The organism is Terribacillus sp. DMT04 (assembly GCF_019056395.1).
Classification (GTDB): Bacteria; Bacillota; Bacilli; order Bacillales; family Amphibacillaceae; genus Terribacillus; species Terribacillus aidingensis_A.
Genome location: NZ_CP077639.1, coordinates 2,940,554 through 2,963,298 on the forward strand (window position 1 = coordinate 2,940,554; position 22,745 = coordinate 2,963,298).

Annotated in this window: 24 protein-coding genes; 11 read left to right on the plus strand and 13 right to left on the minus strand. The window is 42.5% G+C overall.

Annotation, left to right across the window (positions count from 1 at the left end):
• Positions 1 to 89 precede the first annotated feature (89 nt).
• From KS242_RS15250 to KS242_RS15265, 4 genes are read left to right on the plus strand one after another with little or no spacing between them, the layout of a single operon-like run.
• Positions 90 to 1,214: an ABC transporter ATP-binding protein gene (locus KS242_RS15250; protein WP_217322116.1), complete on the plus strand. Its 1,125-nt coding sequence runs from the start codon at positions 90 to 92 to the stop codon at positions 1,212 to 1,214.
• On the plus strand, positions 1,211 to 2,134 hold the full coding sequence (locus tag KS242_RS15255; protein WP_217322117.1) for a carbohydrate ABC transporter permease: 924 nt from the start codon (positions 1,211 to 1,213) through the stop codon (positions 2,132 to 2,134). Before KS242_RS15250 ends, KS242_RS15255 begins: the two co-directional genes overlap by 4 nt.
• Complete coding sequence (locus tag KS242_RS15260; protein WP_217322118.1) at positions 2,131 to 2,943, plus strand: carbohydrate ABC transporter permease; 813 nt, start codon at positions 2,131 to 2,133, stop codon at positions 2,941 to 2,943. Before KS242_RS15255 ends, KS242_RS15260 begins: the two co-directional genes overlap by 4 nt.
• A 19-nt stretch (positions 2,944 to 2,962) precedes the next feature.
• A complete protein-coding gene (locus KS242_RS15265; protein ID WP_217322119.1) occupies positions 2,963 to 4,291 on the plus strand; it encodes an ABC transporter substrate-binding protein in 1,329 nt (442 codons plus the stop codon).
• On the opposite strand, the gene KS242_RS15270 is transcribed toward KS242_RS15265, so the two are convergent.
• The 4 genes from KS242_RS15270 to KS242_RS15285 all read right to left on the minus strand — a co-directional run bounded on the left by KS242_RS15270 (position 4,204) and on the right by KS242_RS15285 (position 9,249).
• Positions 4,204 to 5,976, minus strand: a complete 1,773-nt coding sequence (locus KS242_RS15270) for an IS1182 family transposase (protein ID WP_254391729.1) — start codon at positions 5,974 to 5,976, stop codon at positions 4,204 to 4,206. The two genes, KS242_RS15265 and KS242_RS15270, sit on opposite strands and share 88 nt — an antisense overlap.
• Positions 5,977 to 6,315: 339 nt before the next feature.
• Positions 6,316 to 7,065: a ZIP family metal transporter gene (locus KS242_RS15275; RefSeq protein ID WP_217322120.1), complete on the minus strand. Its 750-nt coding sequence runs from the start codon at positions 7,063 to 7,065 to the stop codon at positions 6,316 to 6,318.
• 106 nt (positions 7,066 to 7,171) lie between these two features.
• Positions 7,172 to 8,125 (minus strand): bile acid:sodium symporter family protein, encoded by a 954-nt coding sequence (locus KS242_RS15280; RefSeq protein ID WP_254391730.1) that lies wholly within the window; start codon positions 8,123 to 8,125, stop codon positions 7,172 to 7,174.
• Between the two features lie 104 nt (positions 8,126 to 8,229).
• Complete coding sequence (locus KS242_RS15285; protein WP_217322121.1) at positions 8,230 to 9,249, minus strand: PTS sugar transporter subunit IIC; 1,020 nt, start codon at positions 9,247 to 9,249, stop codon at positions 8,230 to 8,232.
• 443 nt (positions 9,250 to 9,692) lie between these two features.
• Between KS242_RS15285 and KS242_RS15290 the strand changes: the two genes are divergently transcribed.
• The 5 genes from KS242_RS15290 (at position 9,693) to KS242_RS15310 (ending at position 13,421) form a co-directional block, all read left to right on the plus strand.
• Entirely contained in the window at positions 9,693 to 10,346 is a 654-nt protein-coding gene (locus KS242_RS15290) for an ABC transporter permease (protein ID WP_371747641.1), read from the plus strand.
• Between the two features lie 13 nt (positions 10,347 to 10,359).
• Entirely contained in the window at positions 10,360 to 11,331 is a 972-nt protein-coding gene (locus KS242_RS15295; protein ID WP_217322122.1) for an ABC transporter ATP-binding protein, read from the plus strand.
• Between the two features lie 14 nt (positions 11,332 to 11,345).
• Positions 11,346 to 12,095, plus strand: a complete 750-nt coding sequence (locus tag KS242_RS15300; RefSeq protein WP_217322123.1) for an ABC transporter permease — start codon at positions 11,346 to 11,348, stop codon at positions 12,093 to 12,095.
• An 18-nt stretch (positions 12,096 to 12,113) separates the two neighbouring features.
• Positions 12,114 to 13,013: a glycine betaine ABC transporter substrate-binding protein gene (locus tag KS242_RS15305; RefSeq protein WP_217322124.1), complete on the plus strand. Its 900-nt coding sequence runs from the start codon at positions 12,114 to 12,116 to the stop codon at positions 13,011 to 13,013.
• Positions 13,014 to 13,094: 81 nt separating this feature from the next.
• Positions 13,095 to 13,421, plus strand: coding sequence for a YnfA family protein (locus KS242_RS15310; RefSeq protein WP_217322125.1), 327 nt, complete (start codon positions 13,095 to 13,097; stop codon positions 13,419 to 13,421).
• A gap of 38 nt (positions 13,422 to 13,459) precedes the next feature.
• Here KS242_RS15310 and aguB read toward each other — a convergent pair whose 3' ends face one another.
• The 4 genes from aguB to KS242_RS15330 all read right to left on the minus strand — a co-directional run bounded on the left by aguB (position 13,460) and on the right by KS242_RS15330 (position 16,947).
• Positions 13,460 to 14,335 (minus strand): N-carbamoylputrescine amidase, encoded by an 876-nt coding sequence (gene aguB, locus KS242_RS15315; protein WP_217322126.1) that lies wholly within the window; start codon positions 14,333 to 14,335, stop codon positions 13,460 to 13,462.
• Positions 14,332 to 15,372 (minus strand): agmatine deiminase family protein, encoded by a 1,041-nt coding sequence (locus KS242_RS15320; protein ID WP_217322127.1) that lies wholly within the window; start codon positions 15,370 to 15,372, stop codon positions 14,332 to 14,334. Before KS242_RS15320 ends, aguB begins: the two co-directional genes overlap by 4 nt.
• Positions 15,373 to 15,448: 76 nt before the next feature.
• The gene (locus KS242_RS15325; protein ID WP_217322128.1) at positions 15,449 to 16,270 is read right to left on the minus strand and encodes a DUF2785 domain-containing protein; all 822 of its coding nucleotides are present in this window, start codon (positions 16,268 to 16,270) and stop codon (positions 15,449 to 15,451) included.
• 59 nt (positions 16,271 to 16,329) lie between these two features.
• On the minus strand, positions 16,330 to 16,947 hold the full coding sequence (locus KS242_RS15330; protein ID WP_254391731.1) for a YitT family protein: 618 nt from the start codon (positions 16,945 to 16,947) through the stop codon (positions 16,330 to 16,332).
• 208 nt (positions 16,948 to 17,155) lie between these two features.
• On the opposite strand from KS242_RS15330, the gene KS242_RS15335 reads away from it, so the two are divergent.
• Positions 17,156 to 17,596, plus strand: coding sequence for an Lrp/AsnC family transcriptional regulator (locus tag KS242_RS15335; protein WP_217322129.1), 441 nt, complete (start codon positions 17,156 to 17,158; stop codon positions 17,594 to 17,596).
• Here the strand turns inward: KS242_RS15335 and KS242_RS15340 are convergent.
• The 5 genes from KS242_RS15340 to KS242_RS15360 all read right to left on the minus strand — a co-directional run bounded on the left by KS242_RS15340 (position 17,593) and on the right by KS242_RS15360 (position 21,534).
• Positions 17,593 to 19,146: a polyamine aminopropyltransferase gene (locus tag KS242_RS15340; protein WP_217322130.1), complete on the minus strand. Its 1,554-nt coding sequence runs from the start codon at positions 19,144 to 19,146 to the stop codon at positions 17,593 to 17,595. The two genes, KS242_RS15335 and KS242_RS15340, sit on opposite strands and share 4 nt — an antisense overlap.
• Before the next feature lie 25 nt (positions 19,147 to 19,171).
• Complete coding sequence (locus tag KS242_RS15345; protein ID WP_217322131.1) at positions 19,172 to 19,567, minus strand: DUF350 domain-containing protein; 396 nt, start codon at positions 19,565 to 19,567, stop codon at positions 19,172 to 19,174.
• A 25-nt stretch (positions 19,568 to 19,592) separates the two neighbouring features.
• On the minus strand, positions 19,593 to 20,234 hold the full coding sequence (locus tag KS242_RS15350) for a DUF4247 domain-containing protein (RefSeq protein ID WP_217322132.1): 642 nt from the start codon (positions 20,232 to 20,234) through the stop codon (positions 19,593 to 19,595).
• Positions 20,235 to 20,329: 95 nt separating this feature from the next.
• Entirely contained in the window at positions 20,330 to 20,998 is a 669-nt protein-coding gene (locus KS242_RS15355) for a PspA/IM30 family protein (protein WP_217322133.1), read from the minus strand.
• 23 nt (positions 20,999 to 21,021) lie between these two features.
• Positions 21,022 to 21,534: a DUF4178 domain-containing protein gene (locus KS242_RS15360; RefSeq protein WP_217324192.1), complete on the minus strand. Its 513-nt coding sequence runs from the start codon at positions 21,532 to 21,534 to the stop codon at positions 21,022 to 21,024.
• 189 nt (positions 21,535 to 21,723) lie between these two features.
• Here KS242_RS15360 and uvsE point away from each other — a divergent pair, with 189 nt between their 5' ends.
• Entirely contained in the window at positions 21,724 to 22,680 is a 957-nt protein-coding gene (gene uvsE, locus KS242_RS15365; RefSeq protein ID WP_217322134.1) for a UV DNA damage repair endonuclease UvsE, read from the plus strand.
• The last annotated feature ends 65 nt before the right edge of the window (positions 22,681 to 22,745 follow it).

Sequence of the window (22,745 nt, forward strand, 5' to 3'; positions counted from 1 at the left end):
TCAATTTTCACGAACCCTTCACGAATGCTCAACTTTCACCAGTTATAGTGTAATTGTTCTAAATAATGACCTTCAGGAAGGAGCAGATTATGGCACATGTAGAGCTAGCCGGATTAAAGAAGTCCTATGATGGCAAGAAAAATGTCATTGAAAAAGTCGATTTAAAACTGGAGCAAGGTGAATTTTTCGTGCTGGTTGGTCCTTCTGGCTGCGGAAAAAGCACCATCCTCCGCATGATAGCTGGACTGGAACCAATCACAGATGGCAGCTTATTCGTGAATGGAACACGAATGAATCATGCACCTCCAAATAAACGAAATCTTTCCATGGTCTTTCAAAATTATGCCCTGTATCCGCATTTGAATGTGGAACAGAATATTATGTTTGGCTTACATACAAAGAGAATATCACGTGAAGAACAACAGCATCGTTGTACAGAAGCTGCTGAAATGCTTGGATTGGCTGACTATCTAAAACGAAAGCCTCGCGAGCTGTCAGGCGGTCAGAGACAGCGTGTCGCCTTGGCAAGAGCTATTGTGACACAGTCGCCTCTTTGCCTGATGGATGAACCGCTGTCTAATTTAGATGCCAAGCTTCGTGCTCGCATGCGTTCAGAAATCAGACAAATTCAGCGTAAGTTAGGAATTACAATGATTTACGTCACACACGATCAAACAGAAGCAATGACAATGGCCGACCGCATGATGATTCTCCATGAAGGCCAGGTCATGCAGATCGGCAAACCGCTTGACATATACAACCATCCTGCCAATGCCTTTACAGCAACATTTATTGGATCTCCTGCCATGAATGTGATGGCTGCGGGAATAAATCCAGCCAGCATTTATCTGTCACAGCAGTGCACACTTCCTAACCCGATGAAAAGCAGCAGCAAAGAAGCTAGCAAGCAGGTACTATTCGGCATTCGGCCAGAGCATATTCACTTCTCTGCACCCGAGCAAGCAGATGTGGTTGTGGAAGTCGTTAATACAGAAATCCTCGGTACAGAGACGCTTATCACATTTATCATGGATGATCCGAAGAAGCAATGGATTGCCCGTTGGAACGGCCAATGGCAATTTTCGGTTGGAGATCAGATTCCAATTCGTTTTGACTTAAATTCAATCCATCTGTTTTCTCAAGACAAAGGAAGGCTGCTTTGGACCTCTAATGAAGTTCAGCCGACTCAGTCAGCCAGAGAGGTGCTTAGATGAATGCCGCCCGCGAACTGCAGTCTGTTCCAGCAGAGGAACAGCAGCCAAGTAAGAGTCGATTTGCATTTCTTGAAGGCTGGCTCTATCTATTGCCTTCTATCATACTGTTCGGCGTCTTTGTTTTTTATCCAATGTTTCGCACCATATATTTAAGCTTTTTTCTAGCAGATCAGATTGGTCCATTTGAATTTGCCGGTCTGGAAAACTATCAATATATTTTTAGTTCTGATAGTTTTCATAGCAGTATAAAAGCTACCGTTCTGTTTGTGCTATTCACAGTTCCAGCAACTATCATACTGGCCCTTTTCCTAGCATTGCTGACCAGTGAGAAGATTATGGGAATAGGCATTTTCCGGACTTTCTTTTCTTCGACGATGGGGATGAGTGTAGCAGCATCCAGTGTCATCTGGATGTTTATGTACAACCCATCAATCGGGGTGTTCAGCAAGATTGCCCAGTGGCTTGGCTTACCAGTTATTCAATGGCTGCAAAACCCAGATTACGCTTTGCTGGCCGTCTCTCTTTCCACCATCTGGATGAGTACTGGTTTCGCATATCTAATTATATTAGGCGGTCTGCAAAATATTGATCCTCATCTATATGAGAATGCGCGAGTTGCGGGGGTAAGTTATTTTTATCAGCTGCGCCGCATTACACTGCCTATGCTGTCACCAACTTTGTTCTTTATCATAACCGTGTCCTTCATTAATGCTTTCCAGACATTCGGTCAAATCGATATTCTAACGAAAGGCGGACCTGTGGAATCAACGAATGTAATTGTCTACTCCATCTATAAGGATGCCTTTATTAATAACGATGTCGGATCGGCAAGTGCACAAGCTGTTATCCTATTCTTCTGTGTTCTAGTGTTAACCGTGCTTCAGTTTAAGTTAGGCGAAAGGAAGGTGCACTATCAATGACCAGCACAAAACGCATCAGCCTGTATACTGTCCTGATTATCTGCGCCGCTGTCATGATGTTTCCGATTTTCTACGCTTTCAGTATTTCGTTCATGGATGGCGAGGAAGTGCTGGATGGGCAGCTGCTGCCTAGCAGCTTTTCGTTAACAAACTATGTGGAAGTATTTGAGAAGGTTCCGCTGCTCACATATTTGATCAACAGCTTTGCAACGTCAGCAATTGTTATGATTGGTCAGCTGCTCGTAAGCAGTTTAGCAGCGTTTGCTTTCGTTTTCATGAAATTCAAGGGCAGGGACCTTGTATTTTTCCTGTTCATCTCGACCATGATGATTCCTTGGGAAGCAACCATGGTTCCAAACTTCATGACTGTTCAAAGTCTTGGATGGACGAATAATTATGTCGGTTTGACCATCCCATTCTTTGCACTGGCATTCGGTACGTTCCTGTTGCGCCAGCATTTTAAAACAATACCGCAGGAGCTTTACGAGGCTTCTCAAGTCGCTGGTATTTCCAGGTTTCGATTCTTTTGGAACGTTATTCTGCCTGTCAGCAAGTCAAGTCTAGTTACTTTGGGCATTTACAGTTTTTTGACAAACTGGAACATGTATTTATGGCCGCTCCTTGTTACGAACACTGAGTCAGCTCGGACGGTCCAAATCGGACTTAAACAGCTGCAAACACAAGAGATTGCTTCGGATTGGGGAGTCGTCATGGCTGGTGTTGTTATCATCATACTGCCTACTTTAATACTGTTGTTCGCCGGGCAGAAAAAATTACAAAAAGGTCTTACACAAGGTGCACTCAAATAAAAACGAAAGAGGTTTGATCATGAAAAAACTGCTAATTAGCCTATCTGTTTTATTTGTCCTTTTTCTAACAGCTTGTTCGGGCACAGAATCTGCAAGCGGAACAACAGAGGATGGCAAGACGGAAATCATTTTCTGGCATGCAATGGGTGGAGAACTAGAAGCTAGCGTTAATGAAATTGTGGATAATTACAACCAGTCGCAAGACAAATATACAGTTAAACCAGTCTACCAAGGCTCTTATGAAGAGTCTCTGACAAAACTAAAAACTGTCGCCGGTACAGAAGATGCACCGGCAGTAACGCAGATTTTTGAAGCTGGTACGAAGCAGATGATTGACAGCGGTAACGTACAGCCGGTACAGAAATTTATTGACGAGGAAGATTACGATACATCTCAATGGGAAGAAAATATTTCCTCCTACTATCAAGTAGAAGGTGAACAATACTCCATGCCGTTCAACTCCTCGACTCCGGTACTCGTTTATAATAAAGATGCATTTAAGAAAGCAGGGCTGGATCCAGAGAAAGCACCTCGCACATACAGTGAACTGAAAGAAGCGGCTGAGAAGCTGACGATCAAAGAAGGCGAGCAAACATCACAATATGGTTTGTCCATCCTAAATTATGGCTGGTTCTTCGAAGAATTGCTTGCTACACAAGGCGGCATGTACGTAGATAAGGAAAATGGCCGTTCTGGCGAAGCAACGAAAGCTGCATTCAACGATGAAAAGGGACAAAAAGTGTTTGAATTGATCAGTGACATGCATAAAGCTGGTACTTTCTACAATGTTGGTCAGACTTGGGATGATATGCGAGCCGCCTTCCAATCCGAAACGATTACGATGATGCTCGATTCATCTGCAGGGGTCAAAGGTCTTGTGGATAATGCAGATTTTGAAGTTGGCGTTGCTTATCTGCCGCATCCAGACGGTGTGGATCCGCAAGGTGTTGTTATCGGAGGAGCTTCACTTTGGATGGCAAAAGATATTAGCGAAAAGCAGGAACAGGCTACTTGGGACTTTATGAAGTATCTTTCCACACCTGAAGTACAAGCAAAATGGCATGTCGAGTCTGGATACTTTGCTATCAATCCCGCCGCTTACGAAGAAGATCTTGTAAAGCAGGAATGGGAGAACTACCCGCAGCTGAAAGTAACTGTCGACCAGCTTCATGACACTGTATCTAGTCCAGCTACACAAGGTGCGCTTATCTCCATTTTCCCAGAAGCACGTCAGCAAATTGTAACTGGTATGGAAAGTCTTTACCAAGGTACCGATCCGAAAGAAGCTTTAGATAAAGCAGCTGCAGAAGTTGACACGGTTCTCGAAAAGGGCAGCCGCAGCAGATAACAAAAAAACGAGAGCGGGACATAACTCCTCTCTGACACAAAAAAGATCTCGGTCACCAGGAAAATGGTGACCGAGATCTTTTTTGATCTGATATTTTTTGAATTCCTTACTATACTTGCTGATCTGGCGGTGAACTTCCTGATGTTCACCGCCATGAAGGCGAATCCTAATTCGTTTTCCACTTTCTCTTTACTTCGTACCGAGAAACGAGTGAAACACAAATGAGCCTTCAGAAATCCGAAGACTGGCTCGACATCTATTTTACGTTTTCCGTAAATTTTCCCTGTTTCTTTTTCGCTGAGTAATTGCTGGGTATATGCTTTTTGTTTTTCCCATCTTTCGTTGTAATAGATTTTCCGGTTGTTTCCTTCTTTCGCTTTCGTACATTCTGCACGTAAGGGACAAGCAGTACAATCGTCACATTCATACACGCGATAATGACGCTTGAATCCAAATTTGTCGCATCTTTCGGATAGGTACCGAAACGCTAATTTCCGGTTATTCGGGCAAGTGAAAAAGTCGCCTTCGGCATCATAATCCCAGTGAGCTACTTGGTAAGGATCTTGTTTATATTTCTTTTGCTTTTCTTTTCGGTAGTGATTATAGGTGATGAGAGGGATGCGCTTCCGATTATTTACCACATCATCATAATTTTGCTCACTGCCATATCCGGCATCCGCGACAATATAGTCGGGCAGCTCAAAAAAGTCCCGTTCAATCTTATCAAGGAAAGGGATGAAAGTTCGCGTATCCGTAGGATTCGGGAACACATCATAGGCCAGGGCATATTGACCTTCAGTAGCCAGCTGCACATTGTACCCAGGTTTAAGTTGGCCATTTTTCATATAATCATCTTTCATGCGCATAAAAGTGGCACCATGGTCAGTTTTGGAGTAGCTATTTCTGTCTCCGAAGATTTCCATGTCGACCTGATATTTTGATTTCCGTTTAATGAAATCATTGACTTGCTTTCGGTACTGTTTTGGTGCTTTACGTTCGGAACGAAGCTGCTTGCGTTCGGCAGTATCATCACTTGCTTCTATGCGGCGATCGTATTCCTGCACCTTTTCGTCCAGTTTTTCTGCTACTTTTGTTAACTCTTCGCCCGATAGGGCTTCGGGGTTCTCCAGCTCGATTGCGGGGATAATTTCCTGCTCCAACAGTTCTTCATACATCTGAGCCGATCTTTCCACCAATTGCGTACTGTATTTCTCAGTGGACTTCCGCCATACAAAAGTAAACTTGTTGGCATTTGCTTCGATTTTGGTGCCATCAATAAAAATGGCTTCTTCTTCAATGACTTTTTCTTGAACCAGCTGGCTGCGAAATTGGACAAAGCACTGGCGTAAGAGTTCTTTTACGTGAGGGTTCACACGGAATCGGTTGATGGTGCGATAGCTGGGCTGATAATCTTGGGCAAGCCACATCATGCGTACGCTGTCTTGAAGTAATGACTCAATTTTACGGCCCGAGAAAACGGATTGCGTATAGGCACATAAAATAATCTTCATCATCATGCGAGGGTGATAAGCAGGGTGTCCGGTTTCCCGACGGAAACCGTCAAAAGCTTCGTCTGGAATACTTTCTACTAAATGGTTAACGGTAAAAGCAATATCATTTTCAGGTAATTTTCTTTCCAAATCTAGAGGTAAAACGACTTCACACATGGTATAATGTTTAAACATAAGGACCCTCCTCTTTTGTGTTTTGTGTCGTAACTTAATTCTATCAGAGGGGTCCTTTTTTTGCTTCTATAAACAGTAAATTAACGATAAAAAGATGAGGCAGGCATCTCCGAATTCTCGGAGACGCCTGCCTCATTTTAATTTCTCATTTTTTGGGGTTTTGTCCCGCTCTCGTTTTTTAATAGCTCGCCTTGCCGGATCGTTTCTGTTTTCGTTTATTCATAAATTTCTTTACAATAGGATAAACTACCGGACCATATTTGATTGCTTTTCGAATAAGGTTTTTCATATTGAATCGCCTCCACTCTTTTAATTGTATATCCCCCGCTCTTCCTCGAGTCAAACATGTGCTAAGGTGAAGGCGATGAACATGCCAAGCGCTGTCACAATACCTACAACAGATCCGCCTTCCTTATATGCTTCTGGGGCCATTGTGGAGGCTACCATTGCAATGATTGCTCCCCCAGCGAATGAATTGAGGATAGCTTTTGTACTAGCGCTTGTATCCTGTAAAAGTACTGCTCCTGCGAGAGCGCTGAGAGCAGATATTATCAAAACGGCAACCCACATGAAAAGGATTTTTTTTCGAGAGTATCCACCGCTTTGCATCCCGGCAGTACTGGAAAGCCCTTCAGGAAAGTTACTGATAAATATTGAAACGATTAAAGCGGTACTGGCTCCTCCTCCGGTTGCTAAGCTCAAACCGATCATCGCCGATTCTGGTATAGCATCCATAACGGTTCCTGCAAAGATTGCCAGCCCAGAACTTGAACCTTCCTCCTCTTTCTTATGTATTTCATGAAGGTCGGTTCTTTTTCTGTGTTTCCCGCCATACCGCGAAATAATAGCATTTAAAATGGTAAAGACTACTGCTCCGCCAAGAAATCCAATTGCTTCTTCTTGTATGCCGCCACTTATCTCATAAGCCTCTTCTAAAAGCTCATAAGAAGTTGAGCCGATTAAGGCACCTGTCCCTAAAGCCATAATGAGACCAATAATCCGTTTCTTGACAGGCACTAACATGAGCAGTGCAGCTCCAATTAAACTGGCCGATCCTGCAACTGCCCCCCATAATATAGCTTCCCACATATCCATCTTCCTTTCTTCATCATGTAGAGCCATTGCCATATTAAATAGAAATTAAACATAGGTGAAGTTTTGACATAAAAAAAGACCGTCCAATGACGGCCTCCTGCTATTTTTTATGCAGCAGCTTTCTGTACTTCCATTTTCTCAATAAACTGGAGAAGACAGCAGCTAGTACTTGCTGAAAAAGCATACCAATGACAACAGGTATAGCGACGGGAGCAGGAAAGAAACTGACGGCAAGCACAACACCTGCACTGATATTCCGCATGCCTCCGATGAACGTAATGCTGACGATTTCTCTTCTTTCATAATGAAATAGTTTCCCTAGAAGCCAGCTTAGGAGATACCCGGAAAATGATAAACAAAATACAAGGACGACTTTAACAAGAATAGATACATCAAACTCATGTAAATGCGGAGCTACTAGAGAGCTGTTTATGGAAACAACACAGATCAGTCCCAATTTGGAGAATGGAGCTAAATTGGTGCTCAGTTTACTGGTAGTTTCTTTGCTGCAGAATTGGTGAACAACCATCCCTGCCAGTGAAGGAACAACAATCATCCATAGCAATCCCTCCATCATTGGAAGTACTTCCATCTGAACTTCTCCGCCTACTAGCAAATGCAGGGTGGAAGGAACTAAAATGGGCGACAGCAGCGTACCTACGAGTATGGTCGATAATGTAAGCCCAATATCTCCTTCCTGCATAGCAACCCAAACAAAAGCTGTTATACCAGTTGGGATTGCAGTCAGCAGGACAAGTCCCGTTATGGTGAAAAGATCTCCGGGGAAAAATAAATGTCCTAATCCGAGTGCGATTAAAGGCATCGCTATGTGCAGGACGGCTAATGAAAGCAGCATTGGACCTGGATTTTTCACAGCGTGCAGCAAGCTTTTAAAACTGGCCGATAAACTTCCTGCAAATGTCATACAAGCAAAAATCCAAGGTACAAGCGCTTCCCCATGATGCAGGATGTCTGCTAGCAAAAAGCCTAACAGCACACTAGTCGGCGTCAAGAATGGCATGTATTTCGTTAGTACTTGATTAAGGGGTTTCATGAAAGGTATCCGTCCCTTTCTTTTTGTTTCTCCTCTCAGTATATCAATAAAAATTAGTGCTGCTTGAATAAAAAAAACGCTGCAGATATCGCAGCGTTTCTCGTTTACTGAATTTCCATTCTCAAATCCCCAACTTTCGCCCAGCCGATTGATTTAATAACATGATAAAGGACTAGTGAAATGATTAGCGGAAGCACTACTCCGATTGCTATATAAATGATGAATGCACTAACCCCTTGACTTGCAAGAATGTTAAGCGGTGCAATGAATGAATTTAAGCCTAAGCCTGCAAGCTCGTAGCTTGTAGTAAAGTCAAACAGCACTGTTGCAATTGGTGCACACACAACTGCTGCTACAAATGGCGGAATCACAAGTGCCGGATTCTTGATTAAGTTAGGGAATTGGACTTTTGGTGTAACAACAAACTGCGCCAGAAAACCACCCATATCATTTTGACGAATACTCATAAATGTAAAGCCAACAAATTGTGCTGTGCAGCCAATTAAAGCTGCTGCACTGGATACTGGATCCAGCTGTAATGCAATTGCTAGCGCCGCAGATGATGCGGGTGTCATTAATAAAACACTAAATACTAGTGAAATTACAATTGATGCAAGCAGCGGAGATCCTGTAACGGAATTAGCAATCTGTGCACTAACCCAAGTTAATAATGGTGTCGTTACTGCTGCCAGACCTGCTCCAGCTATCCCGCCTGCAAATACAGCGGCAAACGGTATTGCCATCATATCAAGCGGCGTCTTTCCTGCCACTCGTTTCCCGACAAACGTTGCAACCAAGGCTGCCAGCACTGCACTAATTGGCTGACCTGATACCATAGAAGTCAATAATCCATCGTCTCCCACTGTCATGGCTGCTCCGCCGACTGTCGCACTAATCATCGCACTAAAGATAACTAATGTGTTCCCGCCAAGCTGGACAGCAATCCCAGCTCCTAAAGCCGGCGCTAGTAACGCCTTTGCTACCGTACCAACTGCTATTAATGTAGGCCAATTTAAAAATTCACCGAAGGTTTCCATTAATAATCCAATACCGAGGGTTACGAGGACTGCATTAGCCATTCCTTGTGATGCTTTGTACATTCGGTCGATTACGTATTCTTTCATTAAATTCTCGCTCCCTCTTCGGTTTAATAGTTATTTAATTCTGACTATTAAGCTTCATTTTCTCTCTTTTTCCAATAGTGGACGTAAATCCATATCGGATAGTAAATATTTGATAAGTGCATAATAGTATTTAGATATACTACCATCATTTTTAGATTAAAGTAAATAAGTTTCTTGAAATATAAGAAATTTTCAGTTTACTCTTTCTTTCAAAAGCTTATCTCCACTACCTTGTCGAGTCGGATATCGCTCTATTTCAAGTATTCAGCTGCGTCTAAGTAGACCAATGCTTCTATATGCTTCAACATGCTTAGCATAGTAACTCATCCTGAAATTTGATATGGTTATTATTTCATGTTAAAATATTGCCTTATTTGGGTATAACAAAAAAAGCAGAAGTCTGTCCAGGACCTTTGCAGGAAAAATTCAGGAGGTGCCCACTCATTTCGGATTTAATTGACTATTTCACCAGTAATTTTACGTTTTTACTCGGATATACCTGGGATCACATCAAGCTTGTCGGTTCAGCTATTATTATCGCTATCGTAATTGGTGTCCCATTAGGTATTTATTGCTCCGTTAATAAATACGCTGCCTCAACTATTCTCCAAATTGCTTCGATCATGATGACTATCCCAAGTCTTGCTTTATTTGGAATCATGATTCCTATTCTTTCTCTTATTAATGAAGGAATTGGTACGTTACCCGCTATAATCGCACTTGTACTCTATTCACAGCTGCCGATTATTCGGAATACGTACACAGCTATTAATAATGTCGATCCTGATATACGGGATGCTGCAAATGGCATTGGTCTGACTACATTCCAGCGACTATATAAAGTAGAACTTCCGAATGCAATACCATTAATTATGGCCGGCGTACGTACAGCGACTGTACTTAATATCGGTGTGGGCGCCATTGCTACTTTAATTGGTGCAGGCGGACTGGGCGGAATTATCTATCAAGGTATTCTTCGCAACAATACAACAATGATACTCGCAGGCGCTCTTTCTGTGGCTGTTTTAGCATTAATTGCTGATTTGTTCTTACGCCTAATCGAAAACCTATTCACACCAAAAGGTGTAAAAAAATGATAAGGGTGACAATATGATTCATTTTAATGATGTAACCAAAGTATATAATGGCAATGTAAAAGCTATTGAGAATATGAACTTTACTGTTGAGGAAGGCGAATTAGTAATTATGCTCGGTCCTTCAGGCTGTGGAAAAACAACTTTATTAAGGATGGTTAACCAACTGGAAAGCATTACAGATGGCGATATCATGCTAAATGGGAAAAGCGTTAAGCATTCTAATAAAATTGAGATGCGCCGAAATATTGGCTATGTTATCCAATCAAATGGTCTTTTCCCGAATATGAATATTGAAGATAATGCAATGATTGTTCCAAACTTGCTTGGATGGGACCGAAAGAAAATGCGCGACCGATTTAACACATTGATGGATTTAGTCGGATTAAATCCTGACCAATACCGTAAACGATTTCCGCATGAGCTTTCCGGAGGTCAGCAGCAGCGTGTCGGTGTTGCTCGTGCTTTGGCAGCTGATCCTCCTGTTATGCTAATGGATGAACCATTCGGTGCGTTGGATCCGATTATCCGTACCCATCTTCAGGAGGAATTCCTCCAAATTCAGAAAGAACTAAAGAAGACGATTCTTTTCGTCAGCCATGATATTGATGAAGCTGTGAAAATGGCAGATAAAATTGCCCTTCTTAAAGGCGGCCAAATGATGCAATACGCTGAGCCAGCCAGAATGTTAAACAAGCCAGCAAACAGTTTTGTAGCAGAGTTTGTTGGACAAGATCGCGTGCTGAAAAGCATGAGTCTTTACACTGTAAAAGATCTGGCAACCGCGCTGACATTAAAGCCTGTTTCGGAATCTCTCGAAGCGCAAAATATTAATGAAAATCTTTCCTTGCGTGTTGCTATATCCAAGCTGCTAAACCAGGAAGCAGATCAATTAATAGTAGAAAATAACAATGGTACGAATAAAGGCAGCATCACTTTAGACTTGATCGAGCAGTTCCTTCATCGTGAGATCAAGGAGAGCGTTTGAGGGGGGCTGGAAATATGGAACGGACAAATAAAACCATCGCCCTAATCATTAAGATTGTCTTTTGGGGACTTCTCGCTGCCTTCTTTGTATGGGCGTTTACCAATGATATGTTCAGTACCATTGTTGAACAACCGGACACTTTCTTTCGTCTGCTAGGTGAACATGTTACGATTGTCCTACTTTCTGGTGCAGCCGCTGTCCTGCTCGCTGTACCACTTGGTATTTTCGTTACACGACCAAAATTCCGCAAGTCAGAATGGCTGATTATCGGTATTGCTAATCTTGGTCAAACTGTCCCGAGTTTAGCCGTACTCGCATTAGCTATGGGATTTCTCGGTATTGGAATCAGCGCAGCAATTGTTGCCCTCTTCGTCTACTCTTTGCTGCCAATCATCCAAAACACAATTGCCGGTATCGATTCTGTTGACGATGACATGATTGATGCTGCCAAAGGAATGGGACTAACGAGTTCTCAAATCCTTTGGAAAATAGAATTACCGAATGCCCTTACTTCGATTATAGCAGGAGTAAGAACAGCATTAGTTATTAATATTGGTACTGCTGCACTTGCTTATCTTGTCGGTGCAGGCGGTCTAGGTGTATGGATTTTCACTGGTATCCGTCTATTTGATAATGCCTTCCTGATGTCCGGAGCTGTCCCTGTTACCCTGTTAGCCATCCTAATCGATTACTTGTTCAAATGGCTGCAGTTTGCCTTGGTACCAAAAGGACTCCGATTAGCCAGAAAAGCACAAAACTCGTAATGAAAGGATACCAATAATATGAAAAGACGATTATCCCTATTGGCATTACTAACAGCCATGCTGCTTGTTCTTAGTTCATGCGGCCCTGGCGGAAAGAACATTACTGTTGGAGCTAAGACATTCACTGAACAGCTGATTTTTGCCAAGATGACCACATTTATCCTAGAAGATAATGGATTCAACGTAGAAGAAATCCAGAACTTAGGTTCATCAGCAATTCGCCAAGCAATTGAAACACAGCAAGTAGATATGACATGGGAATATGTAGGAACTGCTTTGGTGACTTATCTGGGAGAAGAACCTATTGTTGACAAAGATAAAGCAATGGAGACACTTCAAAAGCTAGATAAGAAGAACGGTGTGGCATGGACAAACCTTTTGGAAGCCAATAATACGTATGTTCTCGCAATGGAAGAAGAACAAGCCGCTGAACTTGGAATTAAGACATTAAGTGATTTAGCGGCATATGTAAATGAGAACCCGAATGACCTGCGTTTTGGTATGGAAACAGAATTTGCGAACCGCGATGATGGAATGCCTGGTTTAGAAGAATATTATGATTTTAACGTACCTGCCTCTAATATTAACGAAATGGAATTTGGACTTTTCTATACTGCTATAGATAATGGAGAAATTGATGTGACGCAAGGATTTGCTTTCGATCCTCAAGTAAAAGAACTCAACTTGAGAATTCTTGAAGATGATCAAAATTTCTTCCCGTCTTATAACTTAGCTGCCTCTATTAACCAAGAAACATTAGAAAAATATCCAGAGTTACCGGAATTACTGGAACCGCTGCAGGAGGCACTGACGAAAGACTCGCTGCAGGAGCTCAATTATCAAGTTGATATAGAACAAAAGAGTGTAGAGCGCGTAGCAAAAGACTTCCTTGAAGAAAATAATCTGCTTAAAGACTGACTAAAACGACCCACGCTAGGGTCGTTTTTTTGTTTAGATTACGATATTATAAGTGTGTATGATATATGAAGGAGATTCAATATGTTTCTCTCTATAGCCATCTTCTTACTAGCAGGTATTGCCGAGATTGGCGGAGGTTATTTAATTTGGCTCTGGCTGCGCGAAGGAAAAGCTGGTTATCTCGGGTTTCTCGGCGGCATTGCCTTGATACTCTATGGTGTGATTGCTACTTTCCAAACCTTCCCTTCTTTTGCACGTGTCTATGCCGCGTATGGTGGGGTTTTCATTGTATTGTCCTTGTTATGGGGCTGGCTTATTGATAAGAAGACGCCTGATGTATACGACTGTATTGGGGCTTCTTTATGCATAGTTGGAGTTGCTGTTATGCTTTTAGCTCCACGAAATTAAAATAGCTGCCAAGCAAAGCTGGCAGCTATTTGTCGTCTTTATATAATGGTAGAACCGTCAGAGCTTAAGATATTACGGTACATGCTTGGTCGACGATCGCGGAATAGTCCCCACTCTGTACGCTGCATCGCCAGCTCGTCCAAATCAAATGTAGCTGTCAAAATCTCTTCTTCTGTACGGCCTGCTTCTGCCAGTAAGTTCCCTTGTGGTCCAGCAATGAATGAGGATCCATAAAATGTGATAGACGATTCTTCATCTGCTTCCACACCGATTCGATTGGATGCTAACACAGGCATCAGATTAGCAGCTGCATGTCCTCGCATGCACATTTGCCAATGCTCTTTAGAATCGACGCTAGGGTCTTCTGGTTCAGACCCAATGGCAGTTGGATACAGTAATATCTCAGCGCCTTGGAGCGCCATGCTGCGGGCTGCTTCTGGGAACCATTGATCCCAGCATATTCCTACGCCTATCTTGCCATATGCTGTTTCCCATACTTTAAATCCTGTATCACCAGGTGAAAAATAATATTTCTCTTCGTAGCCTGGACCGTCTGGAATATGTGTTTTACGGTAGATGCCCAATACAGTACCATCTGCATCAATCATGGCTACAGTATTGTAATTCGCATTATTTTTCTTTTCATAGAAACTTATCGGCAGAACAACGCCAAGTTCTTTCGCAACTCCTCTGAAATGCTGCACAGCTTTGTTCCGCTCCAGTTCAGTTGCATATGTGTAATATGCTGGCTTTTCCTTTTGACAAAAATAAGGTGTTTCAAATAACTCCTGTAACAGAATGATATTCGCGCCTTGTTGTGCTGCTTGGCGAACAATCTTCTCTGCGTTGGCGATATTCTCTTCGACCACTCCAGTGCATGCCATTTGTGTAGCTGCTACAGTTACTTTTCTCACTGTCTTCCTCCTCTTACCGATGGCATCTGCTGCGTCGTACAATGCACATTTCCACCCTCTTTAATGATCGACAATCCATCAATTGTCCGAATACGGCGTTCCGGGAACTGCGCTTGCAGCAGCCTTATCGCACGCTCATCTGTCCCAGCTGCTGTATTTCCGAATACCGGTAAAATGACGCCTCCGTTCACAAAGTAAAAGTTAATATAACTAAGTGTTAAACGTGTATCGTTCCAGCTAATCTTTGGTGGCTGCTGGACAGCAACAACTTCGATTTGGCGGCCTTTTGCATCCTTTGTTTCATCAAGGATTCGCAGATTCTCTTGTGTTATCTCATAGTTTTCATCGTCAGGATCATTTGTCACCTGCAGCAATAATTTGCCTGGTGCCAAGAAGCTGGCAACATTATCAACATGTCCATCTGTTTCATCTCCAGCCACTCCGCGCTTCAGCCAAATAACTTTCTCAATACCAAGGTATTGGCGCAAGTACACTTCGATTTCCTCTTTAGAAAGATCCGGGTTACGGTTTGCATTTAAGAGACATTCTTCTGTCGTAATGAGTGTCCCTTCACCGTCCACGTGTATAGAGCCACCCTCCATCACAATTGGTGCATCCAATTTCTTTACATCCAAGTGCTCCAGAACAGCTGGAGCTACTGCATCATCTAAATCCCACGGGAAGTATTTTTCTCCCCATGCGTTAAATCGCCAGTTCACACCTGCCAAGTTACCAGCATCATCACGGACAAATGTTGGACCATTGTCACGCAGCCACGCATCATTATGAGAAATTTCCAGCAGCGTTACATTAGCCTTGTTTCCTACATAAGCAGCTGCTATCTCTTGCTCCTTAGCATTTACCAAAACAGTGATTGGCTCGAATTCTGCAATCGCTAGAATAAGTTCAGTATACCCGGCACAAACAGACTCCCAATCCTCTGGATAAATGAGCGATTCCTTTACAGGCCAGCTAATCAGCGTACGCTCATGCTCCTCCCATTCAGGAGGCATTGTATATGTGAATTGTTGTTCCATTTAGCATCACTCTTTTATATTAGATTTAAAACGGACTTTCCGGAATATCATATAACAAAATGCACCACCACAACAATCAGGAAGGCTGGTTTTTATGATAGATACCAGAAAATAACTGTTCATATTCATATAGCATTGCTTGTAAAGAAGGATAAGCAGTTAGGCAGAAATAAAGACTTCTAATGAATTGTTTAAAGTTTGATCTCATTAGCAGATTAGCGGTTGTACTTTCCGGCCATAGCGCAAGCACTTGTTCCGCTTTTTTCTCTACAATATCGGCGATTTTCTCTGGATCAACACCGGATTGCAGAGAAGACTTAACGGCAACGGCCATCCGTTCGTCCTCTTCATACGCCAAGGCACGGAAGGGAAATGCCATTTTGTTAACGATTTCTGATACAAGCTGCAAGCGTTGATCCGCTGTTATTTCCGGCAGTACAATCAGTTCGTCCAAAGCATCGGCAGCATGTGCTAATGTGTGAATCCATCCATGTGTCTCATCATAGCCTTCTCCATTGGACTCTTGCTCGATATAACGGTATAGTGCGTCATAAACCTGCTGGACCATTGCGGCAGACAAGTAAGCCTCTTGTCGATGCCGATTAAGAAGTGCCGCAACCCATAAAGTTGAAAAGCTCCTTGTATATGTCTCTTTATGGAACAGATATGCACGGCTGATGACCTTTTCTAGAATTTGTATCATAACTTGAGAGGATACCATTCCTTCAGCAATCCAAGAGCTGCTGAAACCGTAAATAAGTCTATCCCGTAAAACTGAATCACGATCACCAATGTACAGCAGCATACACGGCACCAAATGATTTATTTCCTCTTTATTCAAATGGCTGCTGTCCGCAGCCAAGTGTTCAAGTCTTCGTTTCAAAACATCTCGTTCCATTCTTCAGCCCCCTCTAAAGCCAAATTATACCACTAAAAAACGAAGGATTTATCCTTCGTCTACTTGGCCGCTTGAGCAGCTGGTGCTGGATTTGGTTGGGGTTTTGGCGTTGGTTTGGCGAATTTTTCTTTGAAATAACTAATAACAAAAGAAGTCACTGCTATAGATACAATTGAGTAAATCCCTTTCACAAGACCTACAGAATAAAGACTTAGCAGTACAACGCAGAAGTCAAAGATAAAGTTGACCGTTCCTGGATTCGTATTAAAACGCTTCTGCAGAAACAAAGCAAGAATGTTTGCTCCTCCTAAAGATGCTTGGTTTGCGAACAAAATAATCAAACCAAAACCAATAATTAATCCGCCAGCAACGCTGGCAATGATGCTTGGCAGTGCAATGGCTGGATATAGCGGATGGAGAAAGGTAAACAAAGTCAAGATGGATACAGCAGCAATTGTAGTGACCGTAAAACGCCATCCCATCCTGACGAAGGAGAAAATATAAAATGGGATATTAACAAGGAAGAATACAACTCCAAATGGCAGTGAAAGCAAATAGGAAAATCCTAATGAAAGTCCTGCTGTTCCGCCTGTTACCAGCTCTGTGCTCTTCAGCATATACAGACCAATGCTGGCCAGGAAACAGCCTAGTACGATTTTGAGATATTTATGCAGCAAAACGACATGCTCCTCTCTAATTAGAAACCCATCATAATATCACCTAGATGCACAAAGTAAGTATGACCGATATCCTCTTTACTCACTTTCTATGTTAGAATAAATAACACGAGAAATGAATAGATATTTGCAGGCAATACCTTCTTTTAAGGTTCATATTGAAAATAATATGCAGGACTCACCTGCAATGTGAAAGGAAGCGTATAAGATGGATCATATTGACCGTGCAATGTTGGAATTGCTTCAGCATGATGGCCGTATTACGATAAGCGAATTGTCAAAGCGGCTTTCCTTGAGCAGACCGAGTGTATCGGAGCGTATGGCAAGATTAGAAGAGCGGGGTGTAATTGAGCATTATACAGCTCGTGTGGCACATGCAAAAGTAGGACTGGATATCCTCCTATTTATTCAAGTAAGTGAATTGAAGATTCCTCACTTAGAATTTGAGTATTTAATTGCAAAAGAAGAAGCAGTATTGGAATGTCACCGTGTGACAGGTCCGATTAATTACTTGTTGAAAGCAGCTGTACCCGACATGAATGGGATGCGGGAACTGATTGATCGGCTCATACCTTACGGGACATTCAATACTTCTACTGTACTCACTTCTCCTGTTGCTTATCGGGCATTGCTGCCGCGCGAAGATTAATAGTGCTTCCATTCCGACTGATAAATCTCAATTAAATGCGGATCGACGAGTGTATTCGGCCGAAGTTCAGCCTTTTCTCCGTCGGCTTTGATGATTTCTCTATCTTCATCTTTGCCGAATTCTGTCATTCCCGGAATCATAGACGATTTCAAATACTGTGTCGGCACTGTCACCTCTAGCTTATTGGCATCAATCGGATTTCTGCTAGCCATGACAAAACCCCAGTTGCCAAAGCTTGGAACATCTAAGTGGAAGTTCTCCGTCTCCAAGCCGGTTCCGCGGATTGTTTCGTCAATTGTCCAGTAAGATTGCGTAGCGAAAACTGGGCTGGTAGCTTGGACAATCATCGCTCCTTCCGGGTGCATATGATTACGGACTAAAGAGTAGAATTCTTCCGTGTACAGCTTGTTTAAACTCTCATCATTCGGATCAGGCAGATCCACAATAATAACATCATATATCTGGTCTGATGCTATTAAATAATTAAACGCATCTTCGTTCTTAATTGTCACTTTTTCATTGTGCAAAGAACGATTATTCAAATCAAGTAGCTTCGGCTCTGTTTTAGCTAAATCGGTCACAGCAGGATCAAGATCCACTAAGGTAATATCCCGTACATCATCATATTTTAAAACCTCATTCGCAGCCAGACCATCCCCTCCGCCTAAAATCAGCACATGGTCATGCTGCTTCGCCTGGGACATGACAGGATGGATGAGCGCATCATGATAGCGATGCTGATCAATGGAACTGAACTGCAGACCTCCATTCAAGTAAAGACGCACATCATCATCATTTCGTGTGAGGATAACTTTTTGGTACTGACTTTGTTCCATATGGATAATCGGATCCTGGTATAGTTTCTGCTCGAAGGAGAACGCTGTTTCTTCCCCGAAAAAGACACCCAATATCAGCAGAATACCAATGACTGAGCCGACTAGAGCATGAATCGCTAAACGCTTTACTTCTGAGCGGAACAGCCAGAGAACAACTAATGCTACTGCTAAGTTAATTAGCCCTACTAAAAAGGCAGACTTAACGATACCGAATTGGGGGCGAAGCAGGAAAGCAAACAGCAACCCTCCAATTAATCCTCCAGCATAATCACTGAACAGCACACGTGCCGTACTTCGATTCAGCGTCTCTCCAATTTCATTTGCCTTACGAATAAGTATCGGCAGCTCCACACCCGTCAGCGTACCGACAATTAGCGTAACCAAATACAAATAAAATGCATCTGTTCCTTCGGGGGTATATGCTGTAATCCCAAACATTGTAAAACTGGAAAATCCGCCGATTAAAGCCACGAAAAATTCTATGTAGATAAATGCTAATATTAAATTCTTCGTTACTCGTTCACTAATACTCGCGCCAATCCCCATACCTGTCAAAAACAAAGAGATGGTGAGCGTATATTGCTTCACACCATCTCCGAGAATATAAGATCCCAGCGCTCCAAACAAAACTTCAAACACGATACCGCAAATTGATACAATACCGGAAGCCCAGTATATGAGCGAAGTTTTATTCATTACTCTCTGCTGCATCATTTTTCATCTCCGAACTGCTTTAAGCTTACGTAATCGACGCACCGATAACAAATCCAAGTCCTACCGAAACTGCCAGCGAGACAATCCCGACAGCCACGTTGTTTTCCTTCAGCTTGGCTTGAACAGAAAATCGTCGCGTTACACCTTCAAAAACGAAGTAAGCAATCATTTGCAGAAGCACTCCATAAGCACCCCAAATGAGTGTTTCCCAAAGTTCACTGCTGTGATAAATGGAAAATGACAACACCAAGCAAATTCCGATTACCTTACCGCCAATTGATAGTGCTACTGCTGTATTGCCTTTTTCGATTTCTTCCCAATCCTTGTATTTATGTGTGATCAGTTCAAAGATAATAAGACCAATAATAACGATCACAACTGCGATAATAAAGTACAAAAACGTCGATAAAAATGGGTTCATAAGACTTTGCCTCCTTGTTTTTTATTTATTTTCCCGCACTCGGACCGCCGCCGCGATAGTTCGAATTGCCACGGCTGACACCGCCTGAGCCACCATCGTTCGTACGGTTTGCTGATGTATAACCGCCATAACAGCCGCCATTTTGGCATGTATTCATTCTGCTTTGACTCCAATTATTACCAAAAAGAGAATTCAACAAAGCAAATGTAAAGAAAGTATTCAAGTAGTTCGGGGAGTAGTTTTCACGGACAAATGTCCTGTCTGCCACTTCAATTAGTGTAACATCGCTGTCTTCTTCACTCGGCTTCACTGTTATGAACACATCATCATAAATAATAATTTGCTGTCCGTTCTTTTTTTCGCTAATCTCATCCGGGCCTTCTGTCTGTTTGAACAATTCAATTAATTCTTCGACTGTATATAGACGAGTCGCGTAAACATTTGCATTTCCGCTTCTCTCTCCAGATACAACATCCAGTAAGTAGAAGTTGTTATCAATTAATGTTTCAATTGATTCTCCTGCACTATTTTCAAATTTTGACGTTACCGTTTCTTTTTCCGGCTCGTCTGGAATGTCACTTATTGAAGCAGCATCGTTATTCGAATCACCGCAGCCAGCCAAAACAAAAACAAAAATTAAGCAAATCCCTGCCAGCCAATATTTCATGAAGGCTCCTCCCTTCTTCTATACTCCGTATGTATTGCTGACAGACGAAAACCCTTGCATCACGCAAGGGTCAGCCTGCCGAACGTAGTGGCTGCTTATTCTTTGCCCATTTTCTTTTTCAAAGCAGCAAGCTCATCATCGACTCCGCCTTTATCCAATGCAGCAAATTCATCATCAAGTGAACGGTTGGACTTGGACATATCCTCACTTGTTTCTGCCTCTGCTTCATACTGCAGTACTTTTTCTTCCATGCGTTCAAAGCCGCCGCGTGATTCATCGCTTCCAATACCGGACATTGTACGGTTCATCTTTGTACGTGTTTTTGCAGATTCTGCTCGTGCTTTTAAGGAATCTTTCTTCAGTTTCATTTCAGCATATTCTTTCTTCATTTCATCCAGTTTCTGACGAATGGATGCTACATCACTTGCTGCACGTTCCCAAGAAGCATGAAGGGTATCAGCTGTTTCTTGATGTGCCTTCTTGTCTTCCAGTGCACGGCGCGCTAGATCATCATTGCCCGCTTCAATTGCTGTTTCTGCTTGCTGCTGGCGCTTGTCAGCCATTGCTTTTGCATCATCGTATTTTCGTTTTAACATTTTTTCGTTGGCAATTTGTTTTGCTACTGCTGTCTCAGCCTCACGAATATCCGCTTCCATGTCACGCATGAATTGATCGAGCATTTTTACCGGATCTTCCGCTTTATCTAACATCGCATTCAATTCTGAACTCACAACCGTCTTCATTCTGTTAAAAAATTTAAACATACAAAATCTCTCCTTTAATAATTTTAATTGGAACCCGCAATGATTTTGATCTCACGCGTGTTAATTTCGTAACCATAACTTACTTCTACTTCACTTCCCCAACCTTCAAGCCCAAGGAAATGCTCTTCTTCTTCATCGTAATAATCTGCAAAGTGGACGATTGAGCCATTTACATTCCGGCTTCTTCCTTCGCCAACGACTTTCGCTTCACCTTGTTCATCAAGGAAATATTTTCTGCCTTCGTACGTTAGCTCCTTCGGATACGGTTTCGAAACAGCAAGCGGAACTTTTTTGTATATGCCCAGCTCCAGTTCATCATCCATTTCCGCTGAAAGCCATATTATCGTGTCTCCCTCCACGAGCTGGTAGTCGAACCACTCATAATTTCCTTGTCTGGAAGTGATCTTACCGACTACTTCGTAAGTGACCAAATCATATTCAACAATATCACCCACCTGAATGGAGAGCGCATGGCGTTCTCTCACAGCAGGACGTTCAGGAGCTTTTTTCTTAAATAAGCGGGAAAGAATACCCAAAACTTTCACCATCCTTATATCTTGTACCTTCTATACGTCTCGGGATACAAAAAGTTTCGTTTTTTTTCTGGTTCTTCTCTAATTATACAGATATGCAGAGACAGTTACATGGACTAGCATTGGAAAAGAGGATTACCAAGGCTGAAAGAAGGGGAAAATAACATGAGATTGTCACAAAGGAGAAGATGTATGAACATCCGTTTCGGCTACGTATCAACAGCCTTGAATTTATATGAAGCTTCACCAGCAAAAACCATGACTTATGCACGTTGGTCCAAACTGGAGAAAGAAGAGAGGTCAGCTCAGCTGCATGCTATTACGAGAGAGAATCTAGAGCGAACCATCCGTATTCTTCATTATAATATCGCCCATCAAATTAAACTTTACCGCTTTTCTTCGTCGCTGGCACCATTGGCAACGCATGAGGAAGTGCAATGGGACTATATTTCACCGTTCACTGATTTATATGAAGAAATTGGCCGGCTCGTTCGGGAATACGATATACGCTCAAGCTTTCATCCGAATCAGTTTACCCTGTTTACGAGTGATAAACCTCATATCACCCGAAATGCAGTCAAAGATATGCAGTACCATTACAATATGCTGACAGCGATGGGCTTAGAAGACGAAGCGTATATTAATATCCATGTCGGGGGTGCATATGGCAATAAAGAACTTGCATTAGAACGGTTCCATGAAAATATTAAACAGCTTCCCGAGCCGATTAAAGCTCAAATGACGTTGGAGAATGATGATAAAACCTATACGACTACGGAAACATTAGAAGTATGCGAAAAACATCAAATTCCAATGATGTTTGATATTCATCATTATATGGCGAACCATACCGAGGAGGAGCCGTTAGAGGAGATTCTGCCCCGCTTCATGGATACATGGAAGAATCGAAAGCATGTGCCGAAGATTCATACCTCCTCCCCCAAATCCGAGAAAGCCTACCGCAGTCATGCCGACTATGTAGATGTGGAATTTTTGATGCCATTGATTAAGCAATTGAAAGCAATCGGGCAGGACGTAGATTTTATGATTGAGGCGAAACAAAAAGATAAGGCAGCTTTGCAGCTGGCTGAAGATGTGTCCCGCATTCGAGGGGTAAAACGAATCGGCGAAGCAACGGTGGAATTATAAGCAAACGAACCTGGCAATACAAGAATAATTCAACCAAAAGCGAACTATTACCAGATCTATACGTT